General features: G+C 67.4%; 20 protein-coding genes and 1 tRNA gene. 6 read left to right on the forward strand and 15 right to left on the reverse strand.

The window, feature by feature from the left end:
* Window positions 1-60: 60 nt before the first annotated feature.
* Both A5767_RS09530 and mscL (A5767_RS09535) read right to left on the reverse strand, forming a co-directional pair.
* Complete coding sequence (locus A5767_RS09530; RefSeq protein WP_039583790.1) at window positions 61-423, reverse strand: GntR family transcriptional regulator; 363 nt, start codon at window positions 421-423, stop codon at window positions 61-63.
* A 12-nt stretch (window positions 424-435) separates the two neighbouring features.
* On the reverse strand, window positions 436-885 hold the full coding sequence (gene mscL / locus A5767_RS09535) for a large conductance mechanosensitive channel protein MscL (RefSeq protein ID WP_064852169.1): 450 nt from the start codon (window positions 883-885) through the stop codon (window positions 436-438).
* 150 nt (window positions 886-1,035) lie between these two features.
* Here mscL (A5767_RS09535) and arsC point away from each other — a divergent pair, with 150 nt between their 5' ends.
* On the forward strand, window positions 1,036-1,383 hold the full coding sequence (gene arsC / locus A5767_RS09540) for an arsenate reductase (glutaredoxin) (RefSeq protein ID WP_064852170.1): 348 nt from the start codon (window positions 1,036-1,038) through the stop codon (window positions 1,381-1,383).
* A gap of 7 nt (window positions 1,384-1,390) precedes the next feature.
* Here arsC and arcA read toward each other — a convergent pair whose 3' ends face one another.
* A complete protein-coding gene (gene arcA / locus A5767_RS09545; protein ID WP_006553799.1) occupies window positions 1,391-2,602 on the reverse strand; it encodes an arginine deiminase in 1,212 nt (403 codons plus the stop codon).
* A gap of 100 nt (window positions 2,603-2,702) precedes the next feature.
* Between arcA and A5767_RS09550 the strand changes: the two genes are divergently transcribed.
* Entirely contained in the window at window positions 2,703-3,170 is a 468-nt protein-coding gene (locus A5767_RS09550; RefSeq protein WP_064255732.1) for an FABP family protein, read from the forward strand.
* Window positions 3,171-3,231: 61 nt separating this feature from the next.
* Here the strand turns inward: A5767_RS09550 and A5767_RS09555 are convergent, their stop codons facing one another.
* The 7 genes from A5767_RS09555 to A5767_RS09580 all read right to left on the reverse strand — a co-directional run bounded on the left by A5767_RS09555 (window position 3,232) and on the right by A5767_RS09580 (window position 8,628).
* Window positions 3,232-4,080: an SDR family oxidoreductase gene (locus tag A5767_RS09555; RefSeq protein WP_024103196.1), complete on the reverse strand. Its 849-nt coding sequence runs from the start codon at window positions 4,078-4,080 to the stop codon at window positions 3,232-3,234.
* Between the two features lie 160 nt (window positions 4,081-4,240).
* On the reverse strand, window positions 4,241-4,384 hold the full coding sequence (locus A5767_RS23045; protein WP_153811617.1) for a hypothetical protein: 144 nt from the start codon (window positions 4,382-4,384) through the stop codon (window positions 4,241-4,243).
* Window positions 4,385-4,485: 101 nt separating this feature from the next.
* Window positions 4,486-4,558 (reverse strand) — tRNA-Ala (locus tag A5767_RS09560).
* A gap of 163 nt (window positions 4,559-4,721) precedes the next feature.
* Window positions 4,722-5,540, reverse strand: a complete 819-nt coding sequence (sepX, locus tag A5767_RS09565; RefSeq protein WP_024103194.1) for a divisome protein SepX/GlpR — start codon at window positions 5,538-5,540, stop codon at window positions 4,722-4,724.
* A 256-nt stretch (window positions 5,541-5,796) separates the two neighbouring features.
* On the reverse strand, window positions 5,797-6,432 hold the full coding sequence (locus A5767_RS09570; RefSeq protein ID WP_019288787.1) for a GNAT family N-acetyltransferase: 636 nt from the start codon (window positions 6,430-6,432) through the stop codon (window positions 5,797-5,799).
* Window positions 6,432-7,685: a molybdotransferase-like divisome protein Glp gene (gene glp, locus A5767_RS09575; RefSeq protein ID WP_064852171.1), complete on the reverse strand. Its 1,254-nt coding sequence runs from the start codon at window positions 7,683-7,685 to the stop codon at window positions 6,432-6,434. Before glp ends, A5767_RS09570 begins: the two co-directional genes overlap by 1 nt.
* Before the next feature lie 31 nt (window positions 7,686-7,716).
* Window positions 7,717-8,628 carry a UTP--glucose-1-phosphate uridylyltransferase gene (locus tag A5767_RS09580; protein ID WP_059381674.1) on the reverse strand — a complete coding sequence of 304 codons (912 nt, stop codon included), beginning with the start codon at window positions 8,626-8,628 and terminating at the stop codon, window positions 7,717-7,719.
* Between the two features lie 61 nt (window positions 8,629-8,689).
* On the opposite strand from A5767_RS09580, the gene A5767_RS09585 reads away from it, so the two are divergent.
* The 4 genes from A5767_RS09585 (at window position 8,690) to mscL (A5767_RS09595) (ending at window position 11,061) form a co-directional block, all read left to right on the forward strand.
* Window positions 8,690-9,292, forward strand: a complete 603-nt coding sequence (locus A5767_RS09585) for a 5-formyltetrahydrofolate cyclo-ligase (protein ID WP_064852172.1) — start codon at window positions 8,690-8,692, stop codon at window positions 9,290-9,292.
* An 84-nt stretch (window positions 9,293-9,376) separates the two neighbouring features.
* Window positions 9,377-9,679, forward strand: a complete 303-nt coding sequence (locus tag A5767_RS22575; RefSeq protein WP_082937645.1) for an FmdB family zinc ribbon protein — start codon at window positions 9,377-9,379, stop codon at window positions 9,677-9,679.
* A 105-nt stretch (window positions 9,680-9,784) separates the two neighbouring features.
* Window positions 9,785-10,504, forward strand: coding sequence for an SAF domain-containing protein (locus tag A5767_RS09590; protein WP_064852173.1), 720 nt, complete (start codon window positions 9,785-9,787; stop codon window positions 10,502-10,504).
* 125 nt (window positions 10,505-10,629) lie between these two features.
* Window positions 10,630-11,061, forward strand: a complete 432-nt coding sequence (gene mscL, locus A5767_RS09595) for a large-conductance mechanosensitive channel protein MscL (RefSeq protein WP_006553790.1) — start codon at window positions 10,630-10,632, stop codon at window positions 11,059-11,061.
* A gap of 88 nt (window positions 11,062-11,149) precedes the next feature.
* Here mscL (A5767_RS09595) and A5767_RS09600 read toward each other — a convergent pair whose 3' ends face one another.
* The 5 genes from A5767_RS09600 to A5767_RS09620 form a co-directional block, all read right to left on the reverse strand.
* Window positions 11,150-11,791, reverse strand: a complete 642-nt coding sequence (locus A5767_RS09600; protein ID WP_064852174.1) for an MspA family porin — start codon at window positions 11,789-11,791, stop codon at window positions 11,150-11,152.
* Window positions 11,792-11,844: 53 nt separating this feature from the next.
* Window positions 11,845-12,621 carry an MspA family porin gene (locus A5767_RS09605; protein WP_442978755.1) on the reverse strand — a complete coding sequence of 259 codons (777 nt, stop codon included), beginning with the start codon at window positions 12,619-12,621 and terminating at the stop codon, window positions 11,845-11,847.
* Between the two features lie 637 nt (window positions 12,622-13,258).
* Window positions 13,259-13,468, reverse strand: a complete 210-nt coding sequence (locus tag A5767_RS09610) for a hypothetical protein (protein ID WP_006553787.1) — start codon at window positions 13,466-13,468, stop codon at window positions 13,259-13,261.
* 7 nt (window positions 13,469-13,475) lie between these two features.
* A complete protein-coding gene (locus A5767_RS09615) occupies window positions 13,476-13,973 on the reverse strand; it encodes a MogA/MoaB family molybdenum cofactor biosynthesis protein (protein ID WP_006553786.1) in 498 nt (165 codons plus the stop codon).
* 74 nt (window positions 13,974-14,047) lie between these two features.
* Entirely contained in the window at window positions 14,048-15,262 is a 1,215-nt protein-coding gene (locus A5767_RS09620; RefSeq protein ID WP_179161764.1) for a S1C family serine protease, read from the reverse strand.
* Window positions 15,263-15,422: the final 160 nt, after the last annotated feature.

The following is a 15,422-nucleotide window of genomic DNA, read 5'->3' on the forward strand; positions in this document are numbered from 1 at the left end:
GAAAATCATCACATTCCGGACGCGCCGTGCATTCTCTGCACGAACCCGAAGATCGGCAGGTCAACCCGCGCGCAGGGCGGCCGAGACGAACTCGAGGATCTCCTCGTCGGACATCCCGAGTGCCCTCACCTCGGTGACGTACTCGTTGGTGGATCGCTGGGCCCGCGTGCGGGTGGGATCGCCCGTGTCGGCGACGAACGTCCCCGCCCGCCCCCGGGCCTCGAGCACACCCACCTTCTCGAGTTCCCGGTAGGTCTTGGCGACCGTGTTCGGAGCGATACCGAGGGTGTCGGCGAGGCCCCGGACGGTGGGCAGCTTGGTACCAGCGATCAGCTCACCATCGTGGACCAGGTCGACGATGCGTCGCCGCAGTTGCTCGAACGGCGGGACAGGCGAGTCTGGATCGATGGCGAGGTCGAGCATTCTCGCAGGTTATCAGCGCTCGTTGACCTTGACGGGCGCTTCGGCCGAGGGCACCTCGGCAGGGGCGTGATTGTAACTCCCGGTCTCGAGCAGGTCGCGGATCTGGATGAGCAGATCGGTCTCGCTCAGCGGCTCGTCCTCGGGCTCCTTCTCCGGGGCGAAGCGGGCCTTGGCCGCGTTGACCGGCACGATGAGCACGAAGTAGACGACGGCCGCGATGATCAAGAAGTTGATCGCCGCGGAGATGACGGCGCCCAGGTTGACGAAGGTCGCGTCGTTCGACGAGAGCAGGCGGAAGCCGAAGCCCATCTCATTGTCGCCACCCACGGCAGCGACCAGCGGGTTCACGATGTGATCGGTGAACGCCGTGACGATGGACGTGAACGCCGCGCCGACGACCACTGCGACGGCGAGTTCGACGACATTTCCGCGCAGCAGGAAATCCTTGAAACCTTTGAGCATCGTGCTCCGTGCCTTTTCTGGTGAGAATTCGAAAAACTTCAGTGCGCGGAGATCGTAGTAACGCTGCCCACCGGCTTCAACAGGGACGAATCGGGCAACACGGCGGCGGGTGGCAGCGGGTTACGGATTGCGCCGGGGCAGAATCGGGCCATGGCAACCACGGCGACGATCTATCACAACCCGCGCTGCAGCACGTCACGCAACACTCTGGCGTTGCTGAAGGAGAACGGACTCGAACCCACGGTCATCAAATATCTCGAGACTCCGCCCTCCCGAGACGAACTGCAGGCGCTGCTCGATGCGGCACGTCTCACACCGAGTCGAGCGATCCGGAAGAAGGAATCGCTCTACAAGGAGCTGAACCTGGCCGAGGCGTCCGAGGACGAACTGCTCGATGCGATGGTCGCGAATCCGATCCTCATCGAGCGTCCGCTGGTCGTCACCGACAAGGGCACCGTGCTCGCGCGTCCGGTCGACAAGGTGCGCGAGATCCTCTGACGAGGAGTTACAGGACCGCCCGCGAGAGCGGGCACGACATGCATCGTGGACCGCCGCGGCCGGAACCGAGTTCCGACCCGGCGATCCGCAGTACCTCGATCCCCGAATCCTCGAGGCGGGTGTTCGTCTCGACATTGCGTTCGTAGGCGACGACGACGCCGGGCGCCACGGCCAGCGTGTTGTTCCCGTCGTCCCACTGCTCACGCTCGGCGACAACGGAATCCAGACCGGTGTCGATGACACGCAGTTTCTCGATCCCCATCGCGTCGGCGGCGGCCTCGAGGAAGGGGCGCGGCCCCGAGATCTGCACCGCGCCGTTCTCGCGGTGGATGGCGAACGCCTGGAGGCTGTCCCGGATCGCCGGGTACATCACCACCGCGTCGACGTCGACCATCGTGCACACGGTGTCGAGGTGCATCGACGCCCGGCGCTGCTCGATCGGGACCGCCAACACGGTGTGCGCGAGCTCGTCGTCGAAGACACTGCGCGCCAACGCTTCCGCACCGGCCGGACTCGTCCTCTCCCCCACCCCCACGGCGACGACGCCGGGCGCGAGGAGCAACACGTCGCCACCCTCGACGGGCGCGGTGTGCGATTCGTACGCGCGTCGCACGTGGAGGAATTGCGGGTGAAAGGCGTAGATGAGGTCGGTGAGGCTGGTCTCGCGCCGGCGCGCGGGCAGCGCAAGATTGGGGATCGCCACGCGCGAGCCGATCCAGAAGGACGAATCGCGCGTGAAGAGCAGGTTCGGCAGCGGTGCGATCGCGAAATCGGAACCGTGGTGCATCAGCCGCACGAGGGACGGGGCAGCGCCGTTGCCCACCGCGGGCAGTTCGTCGAAGGTCATGCCCGCGATGAGGATCCGGGCGAGCTCGGCAGCGGGCAGGGCACGCAGATGGCCCGTCAGCTCCTCCGCGAGCGCATAACCGAGACGCTGTGCGTCGACGGCCGACGACACGCTTTGCACCCGCGCGGCGCCACTGGCCTCGAGTGTCTCGGTGAGCAGGTCGGCCAGCAGGAACACCTCCACCCCGCGGCTGCGCAGCAGCTCGACGAAGGCGTCGTGTTCCTCCTGGGCGCGCGCCACCCACGGCAGGGCGTCGAAGAGCAGCTGGTCGTTGTTGCGGGGCGTGAGGCGTTCGAGTTCGGCACCGGGCCGGTGCAGCATCACGGCGCGGAGTTCACCGACTTCGGACTCGACACCCCAGCGATGACTCATATGCTCACGGTATCGCGCAGGACGGCGGCATCCGGGTCAGGCGCGTCGAGTACGGCGGCAACGATTGCGAAGAACACACCGAGAACACGAGGGAGATTTCATGGCCGACGACCCGCTCGGGTGCCTGGCACCGTTCGCCGGGCGCTGGACCGGAGGTGGCGACGGCCACTACCGCACCATCGACGACTTCGCGTACGACGAGACGATCGAGTTCGCCACCATTCCCGGAAAGCCCTTCCTGATGTACGTCAGCCGTACGCGGCACCGCACGGAGGGACGCCCGTTGCACACCGAGAACGGCTACCTGCGTCGCAGCGGCGACGACGTCGAACTGCTCGTCTCGCAGCCCACCGGGTTCGTCGAGATCCAGCGGGCCCGGCCGGAGGGCGGCGTGCTGGACTTCACCACCCTCACCCTGGAGCGCTCACCCGACGCCAAGCCCGTGCACGAGGTCCGGCGGCGTTTCGAGGTCGACGGCGACGTGCTGGTCTACGACTTCTGGATGGCCCACGCCGACACCCCTCTGACGCATCATCTGCACGCCGAGCTGCACCGCGCGCCGGATTGATTCAGGTGGTTCCGGCCCCGCCGAGCGGTGTCGGATCCACTGAATCATGTCGCGCCGAATTTCATTTGGTGCCGACGACGCGACGGAAGTAGTCGTTGGCGGCCTGCATGACGAGGTTGTAGGGCGGCGCGAACTTACGCGCCCACCAGTAACCGAACCGGGTGTCGAAGGACGTGTAGACCATGAAGCGGTTCTTCAGGATGCCGGTGACGATGCGCTCGGCCACCTTCTCGGGAGTCGCGGCGTGGCGGACGAACCGTTGGGTGAGTTTGCGGACCTCGGGACGATCACGGTCGACGCCGACGATCTGCACGGTGTCGACGAGCGGTGTACGCACGGCCCCCGGGACGACCAGCGAGACACCGATGCCGTCGCGCTTGAGGTCGAACCGCAGCACCTCCGACACTCCCCGCAGACCGAACTTGCTTGCGCTGTAGGCGGCGTGCCACGGCAGGGCGAGCAGCCCGGCGGCCGAGGAGACGTTGACGATGTGCCCGCCGCGACCGGCCTCGATCATGGCCGGCACGAAGTTCTCGATGACGTGGATGGGCCCCATGAGGTTGACGTCCACCATGAGCTTCCAGTGCTCGTGCTGCAGCCGGTCGACGGTGCCCCACACCGACACTCCGGCGACGTTGGCGACGATGTCGAGCGACCCGCACGCCTCGTGCACGTCGCGGGCGAAGGCGGTGACGGCCTCGTAGTCGGAGATGTCGAGGGCGGCCGAGTGCAGCACGGTGCCGCCGCGTTCACGAACGCTGCGGACGACCTCGTCGAGGGCCTCCTCCTGCAGGTCGGTGAGCACCAGCCGGGCCCCGCGATCGGAGGCCGCATGGGCCAGGGCGCGGCCGATTCCGCTGGCCGCGCCGGTCACAAGGAATTTGGTTCCGCGCAGGTCGGTGATCGCCATGGCGACACCCTAGCCTCGCCGTGACGACTCGACGCTCCGGCGCGCCACGGACGAACCGGATGCGCCGGAGCGAAGCGACTTGTGTGTCCGAGCGAAGCGACTTGTGTGTCCGAGCGAAGCGACCTGGGAGCCGGAGTGTTGGGCTCCGGCGGATGGAAACTCAGAGCCGCTGGGCCATCTCCTCCTGGTATTGCCGAATCGTGCGCTCGATCATCTCGACATCGTCGTGGCGATTCTCGCTGCGCGCGAGGTCGGCGCGCTCGCGCAGTACCCGGATCGCCCGACGCAACTCGTCGTCACTCATCCTGTGGTCCATGCCACACAGTCTGCCGGGTTCGGCGTGGACCCGCCAGCGAATGGCCCTGCATACGACGAAAGCCCCGCCGAGGGCGGGGCTTTCAGGGGTGGAGCTGAGGGGAATCGAACCCCTGACCTCTTCGATGCGAACGAAGCGCGCTACCAACTGCGCCACAGCCCCGTAGGTTCCGAGGGAACCGACTCGCAAACTCTAGCAAACCACCCCGTCCATCACGAAATCGGAGTGTCGGCGCAGGTGACGGGCGATTTCACGGCCTGCTCCGAAGCCGGGTCGGGGCCCGCACAGATTCGGTGCGGGCCCCGCCGTAAGCGTCGCAGGACGATCATTCCCCCACTGCGCGGGGAACGACGTAGTCGCCGGACTCGTCGTCGCCGTCGCTCGCTCGGACGTCGTAGCCGTGGTCGATGCCGTAGTCGTCCTCGTAGCGATCGAGGTGCTCGAACTCCGGATCCTCGTCGTCGACCTCGAGGACCACGGCCCCCGGGCGACGCAGGCGCTGCGGAACGTCGTCGTGGCCGCCGCGGGCCCCCGCGCGGGACCGTTGCAGTCGCGCGAGGCGACGCCGCCGGATCTCCTGCTCGAGATGCACCTGGCGCCGCAGGTAGAACAAATAGGCGACGAGGGCCACGGCCGCGAGACCGGCGAGCCACCACATGACCGACGAGACGATCAGGGCGAGCGCCGAGGTCATGATCGCGGCGATCAGCAGGCCGAGGACGGCCCGCTGCCGGAATTCGTATCGTGCGGCGCTGGCGACCGCATCGGCGTGCGGGTCGAATCCGCCGCGGCCCCGGCGTTGCGGTGCGTGTGCGCGCACGGGCTCACGATCGGGTGCTGCTTCGTGGTGGACGTCGGCCTCGTCGGAATCGATCTCCGGCCTGTCGTCGAGTTCAGTGTTCATGCGGTCCTCCGCGGGGGTGCGGTGCGTGCGGTCACGACTCGGACGCCAATGAGGATCGCTGCGGTGCCCGGCGGCCGGCCCTCGAGGGGTGATCGGCTCGTCGTCTCCGCGGTGCAGAACTCGAGTTGCGAGCGCGGCGTCGGTCGTCTGCCGGATTCGAGGACGCTTCGTGACCAGCATGGGAACCAGAACGAACAACCACACGGCAACGAGCCCGATCCACAGAAGCGAGTTCGGCATCCGGTGGTCCTCCCTCCAGTCGTCGCCCTACCAGCCCGTCGACGCCACCGACCTACATGAGGCTAACGGCATCACCGCGTTTACCTGTACAGAAACGCCGACTCGATCGACAACAGACGTCACTCGAGTCACGCGAAACCAATTGACACTTTCTTCACTCTAATCACAGAGATCCCACACGCGCTGGGGATTGTTACTCGAGTTGCGAGTAACCTGCGTTACATAGCGGACGAACCCGACTCGAGACGGAAAGCGATCAGGACCAGGTCGCGCGACCGGCACGGACGAGGCGATCCGAGACCGAGCCCGGCACCTCCTCGACCGTCATCGCGACCAGCAGATGGTCGCGGAACCGGCCCTGGACGTCGAGGTAGCGCTTCAGCAGACCTTCCTCGCGGAAGCCGACCTTGCGCAGCACCGCGCGGCTGGCCTCGTTCTCCGGGCGCACGGTGGCCTCGACGCGGTGCAGCCCGACCGGGCCGAAGCAGTGGTCGAGGCCCAGGGCGACGGCGGCGGTCGCGACACCGAGGCCGTTGACCTCCTTCTCCACCCAATAGCCGATCCAGGCCGAGCGCAATGCTCCGCGCACGATGTTGCCCACCGTCAGCTGCCCGCAGAATCTGCCGTCCAGCTCGATGGCCATCGGCAGCATCAGGCCCTTGTGGGCCTCCGAGCGCAGACTCCGGTAGAGCCCCGGCCACACCGAGATGTGGTGCCGCATGTCCCACGGCGCCTCACCGGTCGGCTCCCACGGCTCGAGATGCGCGCGATCTCGCAGACGCAGACGGCTCCACGCCGCGGCGTCGCGCAGTCGGATCGATCGGACGGTCACCACGCCCCCTGCCACCCGCAGCGGCCCGAGCTCCGCCGGCCAGCCGGGATGACGGGACATCAACCACGCTGCCCGAGGAACGCCACGTCCACCGGGTCTCCCGTGCGGATTTCGGAGACCTCGGGATCGACGATGACGAGACAGTTCGCCTCGGCGAGGGTGGCGAGCAGATGCGACGACGAACCCGCGGCGCCGCCGAGCGCCTGCACGAGATAGTCGCCCGTCGTTTCGTCGCGCATGAGCTGGCCGCGGAGGAAACCCTTGCGATCGGGGATCGAGGTGATGGGGGCGACCGTGCGTGCCGAGACCACGCGGCGCATCGGCTGGCGACGGCCGAGCGCGATGCGGATCAGCGGGCGGACCATCACCTCGAAGACGACGAGCGCGCTCACCGGATTGGCGGGCAGCAGGAAGGTCGGCACCTCGTCGCGGCCGAGACGTCCGAAGCCCTGGACCGAGCCCGGATGCATCGCGATCCGCTCGACGCCCATCTCGCCGAGATCGGACAGCGCCTCGCGGACCTCCTCGAGCGCGCCGCCGCCCACGGCCCCGGCGATCACGACGATCTCGGCGCGGATCAGCTGACCCTCGACGACCTCGCGCAGCCGCTTCGGGTCGGTACTGGCGATCCCGACCCGGTTGACGTCGGCTCCGGCGTCACGCGCGGCCGCGGCCAGCGCGTAGGAGTTGACGTCGTAGACCTGTCCCGGCCCCGGGGTGCGGTCGACGTCGACCAGTTCGCCGCCGACGGAGATGACCGACAGTCGCGGGCGCGGATGGACGAGCACCTTGTCGCGGCCGACCGCGGCGAGCAGACCTACCTGGGCGGCCCCGATGATCGTCCCGGCCCGCACTGCGATGTCGCCGGGCTGGACATCGTCGCCGGTGCGGCGCACGTAGTCGCCGGACCGCACCGGTTCGAGCACCTTGATGCGCGCGGCACCGCCGTCGGTGTTGTCGAGCGGCAGCACCGCGTCGGCGAGCGTCGGCAGCGGCGCACCGGTGTCGACGCGCACCGCCTGACGGGGCTGGAGACGGATCGGCTGACGCGAACCGGCACGCACCTCGCCCACGACCGGCAGCGTCACCTCGGCGGGCGCGGACCCACCGTCGGTGTCGGCCGGGGCCTGGAGGTCGACGCTGCGCACGGCGTAGCCATCGATCGCCGCCTGGTCGAATCCGGGTAGGGGTCGCTCGGTGACCACTTCCTCCGCGCACAGCAGACCCTGCGCCTCGGAAATGGCCACCCGGACCGGCCGGGGTGCGACTGCCGCCGCCGTGACCCTGGCCTGCTGATCCTCAACCGACCGCATACCGCTTCTCGTCCTCCAGCCCGTCCTGCAGTCAGCGCTTCAAGCGCTCGATGAGCCACTCGCGCAGCGAAGGCCCGTACTCTTCCGTGTTCAACGCCGAGTCAACCGCAGCGCGCAGATAGCCCCCGGGATTTCCGAGGTCGTGTCGGGTGCCGCGGTGCACCACCACGTGAACGGGGTGGCCCTCGGAGATGAGCAGGGCGATCGCGTCGGTGAGCTGCAACTCTCCCCCGGCTCCGGGCTCGATGCGACGCAGTGCGTCGAAGATCGCCCGGTCGAGCAGATAGCGGCCGGCGGCGGCGAAGGTCGACGGTGCGTCCTCCACGGCCGGCTTCTCGACCATGCCGAGCACCTTGAGCACGTCGGGGTTGACGGCGTCCGGCACGACCTCGACGTCGAAGACGCCGTACGCGCTGACCTGTTCCTTGGGCACGTCGATCGCGCACAGCACAGAACCGCCACGCTTGGCGCGGACGCGCTGCATCGTCTCGAGCACGCCGACCGGCAGCACGAGGTCGTCGGGCAGCAGCACGGCGATCGCGTCCTCGTCGGGATCGAGCGCCTCTTCGGCGCACGCCACGGCGTGACCGAGGCCGAGCGGCTTCTCCTGGACCACGGACTCGACCTCGAGCAGCCCCTGGGCCTTGCGGACCTTGGCGAGGAGCTCGTACTTGCCCTTCTCCTCGAGCTTGGACTCGAGGACGAGGTCCTCGACGAAGTGCGCGACCACGCCGTCCTTGCCCGGCGCCGTCACGATGAGAAGGCGTTCGGCGCCCGACTCCGCGGCTTCACCCGCCACGAGCTCGATGCCGGGCGTGTCGACCACCGGCAGGAGTTCCTTCGGAACCGTCTTGGTTGCGGGAAGGAACCGCGTCCCCATACCTGCTGCGGGGACAACCGCGGTCTTGAAATGCCGCGTGCCTCCGGTCGTACTGTTCGTCATAGACTCCCACCCTAAACTTCGGCCACCGAGGACGGTGGTTCGGCGATCGTAAGGCGCAGACATGTCCCCACCCCCGAAAGCAGTCTGGCGTGACCGCATTCTTACAGCTCGGCGCGAGCTGAGTGCTGCGAGGCGCAGAATCGAGGACACCGCGCTCGCCACGGTGGCCTCGACGCTGGCCCCGGCGGGGTCGGTGGTGTGCGCATATGTGCCCGTGGGTTCGGAGCCCGGATCGATCGCGCTCCTCGACGCTCTGACCGAGGCCGGAACGACGGTGCTCGTCCCGGTGACGCGCACCGGCGAACCGTTGTCGTGGGCCCGCTACATGGGCGAGAAGACGCTGATGGCGGCGGATTTCGGGCTGCGCGAGCCGGGTGGTGAGATCTTCCCGCCCGAGGCGGTGGCGAAGGCTCACACGGTGCTCGTCCCGGCCCTGGCGGTGGACGCGCGGGGCGTGCGGCTCGGCCGCGGCGCCGGCTTCTACGACCGCACCTTGCACCTCGCCTCACCCGAGGCCGTGATCATCGCGGTGGTCCGCGATGAAGAGCTCGTCGACGAACTCCCCGAGGACCCCCACGACATCCGTATGGGATGGGCGCTGACACCCGGGAAAGGGCTGGTCCGGCTCGGTAGCGGCGACCGTGCGGAACAACACACTCCCTAGCGCTGTTGGCACTGTCGGCGGTAGAGTGCCAAAACTGCAGTACGACCAATACTGCGGTTCGACGAACTGGCGGAGGATCAACCGGTGCCCACCTACTCATATGCCTGCACGGCCTGCGACAACAAGTTCGACATCGTGCAGTCCTTCAGTGACGACTCCCTGACCGAATGCCCGCAGTGCGAGGGCAAGCTGCGCAAGCTCTTCAACTCGGTCGGCATCGTGTTCAAGGGCAGCGGCTTCTACCGCACCGACTCCCGCAGCGGAAGCACCGCCAGCGAATCCGCGGCGACGAACTCGAGCAGCTCCTCGTCGAGCGACACCAGCTCGTCGTCGAGCAGTTCGTCGTCGAGCAGCGCCTCTTCTGCACCCGCTGCCGCCGCGAGCTGACTTTCCGGGACTTCTTTGTCCACAGGTGGTCGAGTCATCCACAGACCGCCGCTTCCGAGGACTCATCGGGGCCGACAGGGCATCCCCACCTTCTAGGTTCGGGGCATGCCCGTCGGCCCTTTCTCGTTCCTCCAGCGCGCGCATCCGCACCACTCGCGCTCCTCTGCGGGTGCCTCGCTGCAGCCCACCCTCCCCGACCGGTTCGTCGAACTCCTCCGCCCCGGCTGGTCGCGCATCGTCCGGGCGCGCCGGATCGCGGCCGGACTCCTCGCCGTCCTCGCGGTGATCCTCGCGCTGCGCGGCGACCCCGACACCGGTCGTGTGGGTGTCGTCGTCGCGGCTCACGATCTCGCGCCCGGGCACACCCTCACGGCCGACGATGTCGCGCACGTGGAGCGCGATCGGTCCACTGTGGTCGCCGGGACCCTGCACGACGTCGACGACGCCGTGGGCCACACTCTCGCCGGCCCTGTGCCGGCCGGTGAACCCCTCGTGGACACCCGCCTTCTCGGTCCTCGTCTCGCCGCAGTCGCCACCGGCTCCACCGAGGCCCGCGTAGTGCCCATCCGGCTCGCCGATGCCGGGGTGAGCGAACTGCTCCGTGAGGGCGACCGCGTCGATGTCCTGACGGTGACGGCGACCGAAGAGGGACCCCTGCCCGGCGCCCACGTCCTCGCTCGGGGTGCAGTGGTGGTGCTGGCCGAATCCGGCGGCTCGACGCGGGATCGGAACGAGCGGGTCGTGCTGGTCGCGCTGGAGCCCGAACCTGCCACGGCGGTCGCGGCGGCGTCACTCGTCAGCGCTCTGACCGTCACACTGCACTGAGCATCCGCTCGTTTCCCCAGCGCAATCGCCACCCGTAACCGACCTCGCGGTTTATCGTGTGAACGTCCGTGTGACCTACCTCATGTGCGCGGCTCCGGCGGACAGGCCGCGAAAAGGAGCACACCATGCTGAAGGGCTTCAAGGACTTCATACTCAGGGGCAACGTCCTCGATCTCGCCGTCGCGGTCGTGGTCGGTGCGGCATTCACCGCTATCGTCACCGCCTTCACCGCGAACATCATCGAGCCGCTCATCAGCGCGGTGGGCGGCGACAACGAGATGGGCTGGGGCTTCGAGATCGTGAGCGGCAACCCGGAGACCTTCGTGAACATCGGCGCGGTGATCTCCGCGATCATCAACTTCATCATCATCGCCGCGGTCGTGTACTTCGTGCTCATCGTCCCCGCCAACGCGGCGAAGAAGAAGTTCGTCACCGAACCGGAGGACAAGCAGGCCAGCGCCGAGGACCTGCTCATCCAGATCCGCGACATCCTCGAGGCACAGGCCGGCCAGGCTACTCAGGGCGCTCACGCCAAACCCAACCCGGGCATCGAGTAGGTGGTCGACGACGAAAAGACCGGGCCCGCTCGAGATTCGAGCGAGCCCGGTCTTGTCGTGCTGTGTTCGGCCTGAGCCGGACGTCTACTTAGACGGTCCAGGGAGCGCCGTAGGTGGTGACGTTGTCGCCGTTGGCCGTGATGGCGCGGACGAACGGACGGACCTGGACGGCGCCGAGGACGCCGGAGGCCGTGCCGTGGACGTTGGAGAACTGAACGGTCTTGAAATCACCGTCGAACTCGCCCTCGGCGACGACGAGCTCCTCGATGCCCGGAGCCGGGGTCAGCTCGAGCTCGGCGTAGGCCTGCGGAAGGATGTCGGTGACGGTAGCTTCGCCGCCGGAGGCACCGATCGGGAGAGCCAGCTCGAGGCCCGGGGTGGAGTAGGTCACGCCGATGGCCCCGTCGATGCTGCCGGCCCATGCGAACTGGTAACCGAACTGGAAGGTCGTGCCCTCGGCGTCGGCAGCGCCCTCACCGAGGAGGTTGGCGGTGCCGCGGCCGTTGTGGAAGAACTCGCGGTTGAACGGGCTGCCACCGAGGGCCGGAACACCCTGGATGAAGGTGTCTTCCTGGGTCACGACGACCTCGAGGCCGTCGGAGACGATGCGGTTCTGGTCGTTGACCTCGGCCGAAGCGGCGCCCGAGGCACCGAGCACCAGACCGAAGGCGGCGGCACCGGCGACGGCGGCGTTACGAGCGGCCTTGAAGCCACGCGACTTGATTCCCATGATTACTCCGTTTGTGGTGGTGGGGATTTCTTGCGGGATGGCGCGGAGCAGGACTAGAGGGTCCAGACCTGGCCGTAGGTGGTGACGTTGTCGCCGTTCTCGGTGATCACACGGACGAACGGGCGGACGGAGACAGGACCGACCACGCCGGTGGCGGCACCGTGGACGTTGGCGATCTGGACTTCCTTGTAGTCGCCGTCGAACTGCCCCTCGGCGACAACAAGTTCCTCGATGCCAGGAGCAGGTGTCAGTTCGATACCCGCAGTCAATTGGGGAAGGATGCTTTTGACCGTCAACGTGTCCACAACCTCCGGGCTGGATTCACCCGTAGGCGTGTACAACTCCTTGCCTTCGGCGTCCTTCTTCGGCACCGCCTTCGAAGCGTCTTCGATCTTGTTTCCGTCGTAGTCGACCAAATCGCCCTTCTTGACGACCTTGCCGTTAGCGTCCACGTACTCGCCGTCCTGCTCGGAGCGATTCGGGATCATCTTGTACTGAGGTACCAGCTTCTCCGCAGATTTCAGAGACGCGTCGGGACTGGTCCAGTTAAACCCAATTGAACCGTCGATGGCGGCCGACCACGCGACCTGGTAGCCGAACTGGAAGGTCGAACCCTCGAAGTCCGCGGCCTCGGGGCCGACGATGTTCGCGATGCCGCGGCCGTTGTGGAACCACTCACGGCTCAGCGGGCTGCCGCCGATCGGGGGCACACCGTTGATGAAGGTGTCCTCCTGCGTGACGATGACCTCGTGGCCGTTGGAGACGATCCGGTTCTGGTCGTTGACCTCGGCACCTGCGGCGCCGGCCGATCCGAGAACCAGACCGGCCACAGCAGCTGCTGCCACCGTGGCGTTGCGGGTGGCCCGGAAGCCACGTCGCGTCTGAATCTTCATGAATGCCTCATCCGTTCTCTGCGTGCCGGGTTGCGCACCGCGTCCGACAACAAGTGGTCGCCCTGTCGCCCGCGGGCCGCTGTCCACAGCGAACACACCGGCGGATCACCCGTCGGTGTGTCGGTACGTCCATCGTCCGCACGGTTTTGCTTTACCGATTCGTGACCGAGCCCAGGCCGTGAAGCCTGGGCTCGACCGGTTTGAACCTGAGAGGGAGATTAGACCGTGACCATTCCTGGAGCAACGCCTAGCTTTCGTAACGCTCCGGTATAGGCGCGGCGCAGGCCACACGCCCAGCGATTCACCGAAGCGGGCAAATCGGACACTTTTCGGGGTGGAATATGTAACCCGGGATTACACGTACATGACCCGCCCACCGCCACATCGGCGCAGGTAGAAGCCACATATTCAGTGCACCCGGAGTGCAGGACGAAATGCCTCCTGTGACTGGAAACACAGATCCAAAAGATCGCGCGGACCAGATGGAGATGAACGGACCGTTGCGGCGACGTTTCGTTGCGGTCGACAACGGGTTGGAATCCGGTTGAGCGCAACTCGACATCAGTGATACAGATCACCCACCGGAATGGTGCGGAGGCACCTGCCTGCGCAGCCATTCATCCGAGTCGCCACCGCCGGAGTCGTTCTCGCCGCGTTCGTCGCGTGTCGTCTCGGGAAGTACATCCCCGAAGATGCGCGCCAGCCGTGCCCGGTCGATCCGGGCACGGCTCTGCTGCTGCTCGCCGGTCACCTCGTCGTGCGAGGGATCACGGTCGTCGGACACGGCGTCGTCACTCCTCCATCCAGGACAACTCTTCGATGACGTGTGCGGCGAGAGGCAACAACGTCGCCATCCCGTCGCGGATGGCGGGACGCGACGACGCGAGGTTCACCACGAGCGTCGATCCGGAGACTCCCACGAGACCACGGGAGAGGCCGGCGTCGACGGCGCCCGACGCCAGGCCCGACGAACGCAGCGCCTCGGCGATGCCGCGGATCTCGTGATCGAGTACGTCCTCGGTCGCGTCGGGAGTCACATCGCGCGGGGTGACACCGGTGCCACCGACGGAGATCACCAGGTCGACGCCGCCGATCACTGCAGTATTGAGTGCATTTCGGATCTCGACCTCGTCGGCAGCGACCGTGACGACACCGTCGACGGCGAAGCCACCTTCGACGAGAAGCTCCGTGACGAGCGGACCCGCGGAGTCCGGACTGTCGCCGTGGGAGACGCGATCGTCGACGACGACGACGAGTGCGCGGCCTTTTCTGGGAGCTTCGAGTTCCATGAGGTCCACGGTAGTTTGCGGCTCGAAAGCATGCGGCTCTTGTACCGGAATGGGAGCTATGTCCATGTCGTTCCTCATCGTCCGGCCGAATCCGACGCAGTCACCACGTCGACTGTGGTCTCGTTGCCGTCGGGCGTCTTGTAGGTGATCTTCACGGTGTCCCCCGGCGCGCGGGAGCGGATCGCGGCGATGAGCGAGTCGCCGTCGGTCACGACCCGATCGTCGACCCGGACGATGATCGCGTTGTCGGGGATTCCGGCTCGGTCGGCCGGCCCGTCGGGCACGACCTCCACGACGCGCGCACCGTAGGCGTCGTCCCGGGACGGAACCTGGACACCGATGATCGCGTGCGTCGCCTTACCCGTGTCGACGAGTTCCTGCGCGACACGCCGGGCCTGTTCGACGGGGATCGCGAAACCGAGGCCGATCGAACCCGACTGTCCGCCGGCCGTGGCGATCGCGGTGTTGATGCCGACGAGGCGGCCTTCCATGTCGACCAGCGCACCGCCGGAGTTGCCGGGGTTGATCGCCGCGTCGGTCTGGATCGCGTCGATGACCGACGCCTGATTGGCGTTGTCCCCGCTCGTGGACACGGGCCGGTTGAGTGCGGACACGATGCCCGCCGTCACGGTGCTCTGCAGTCCGAGCGGTGATCCGACGGCCACGACCTCCTGGCCTACCGCGAGATTCTCCGAACTACCGAGTTCGATGGGAGTGAGATCGGTGCGCCCTTCGGTCCGGATGACAGCGATGTCCGACACCGCATCCGCACCGACGACCGTCGCCGGCGCGGTGGACCCGTCCGAGAAGAAGACCGTCAGTTGCGCCCCCTGACCTCCACCCGCCACGACGTGGTTGTTGGTGAGGATCAATCCGTCCGACGACAGGACCACGCCCGACCCTTCACCCGCGCCGGTGCGTCCTGCGACCTCGATCCGCACGACGCTCGGCACGACCTTGTCGGCGACGGCCTGCACGCTGCCCTCGGGGGCAGCGGAGACCGACTGGGTATCGGGCTTCGGAGCGTCGAGGGAGTTGACGACCGGTCCGGACGAATCGCGCACCGACCACGCGCCGACCGCGCCACCGATGCCGCCGCTCACCAGCGCGAGCGCGATGGCCCCCACGGCGAGGGCGGAGCGACCCGGCATCCGGCCGGATCCTGCGGTCGGTGGCGGAGGTGCCGACTGCTGGGGTGTGTGCGGATAGGGGCCGGTGTATCCGCCGGGGCCGTACGGATGGGGTTGCGGTTGCGGTGCTCCCGCGCCGCGGGTGGGGTCCTCACTCATTCGTCACTTCACCTTCGTCCGCCGGGGCCACCGGACGCATACGGGTCGACGTCGGCGTGCGGTGGCCGATGATGCGGGGTGCGTCGAGCACCTCCGCGCTTCTTCGTCCAGCATGGACCGGGCAGCTGAGAGTCGCCTCAGAAGTACCCGCGATTCTGCT

It is taken from the genome of Rhodococcus sp. 852002-51564_SCH6189132-a (assembly GCF_001665495.1).
In the GTDB taxonomy this organism is placed as follows: domain Bacteria; phylum Actinomycetota; class Actinomycetes; order Mycobacteriales; family Mycobacteriaceae; genus Rhodococcus; species Rhodococcus pyridinivorans.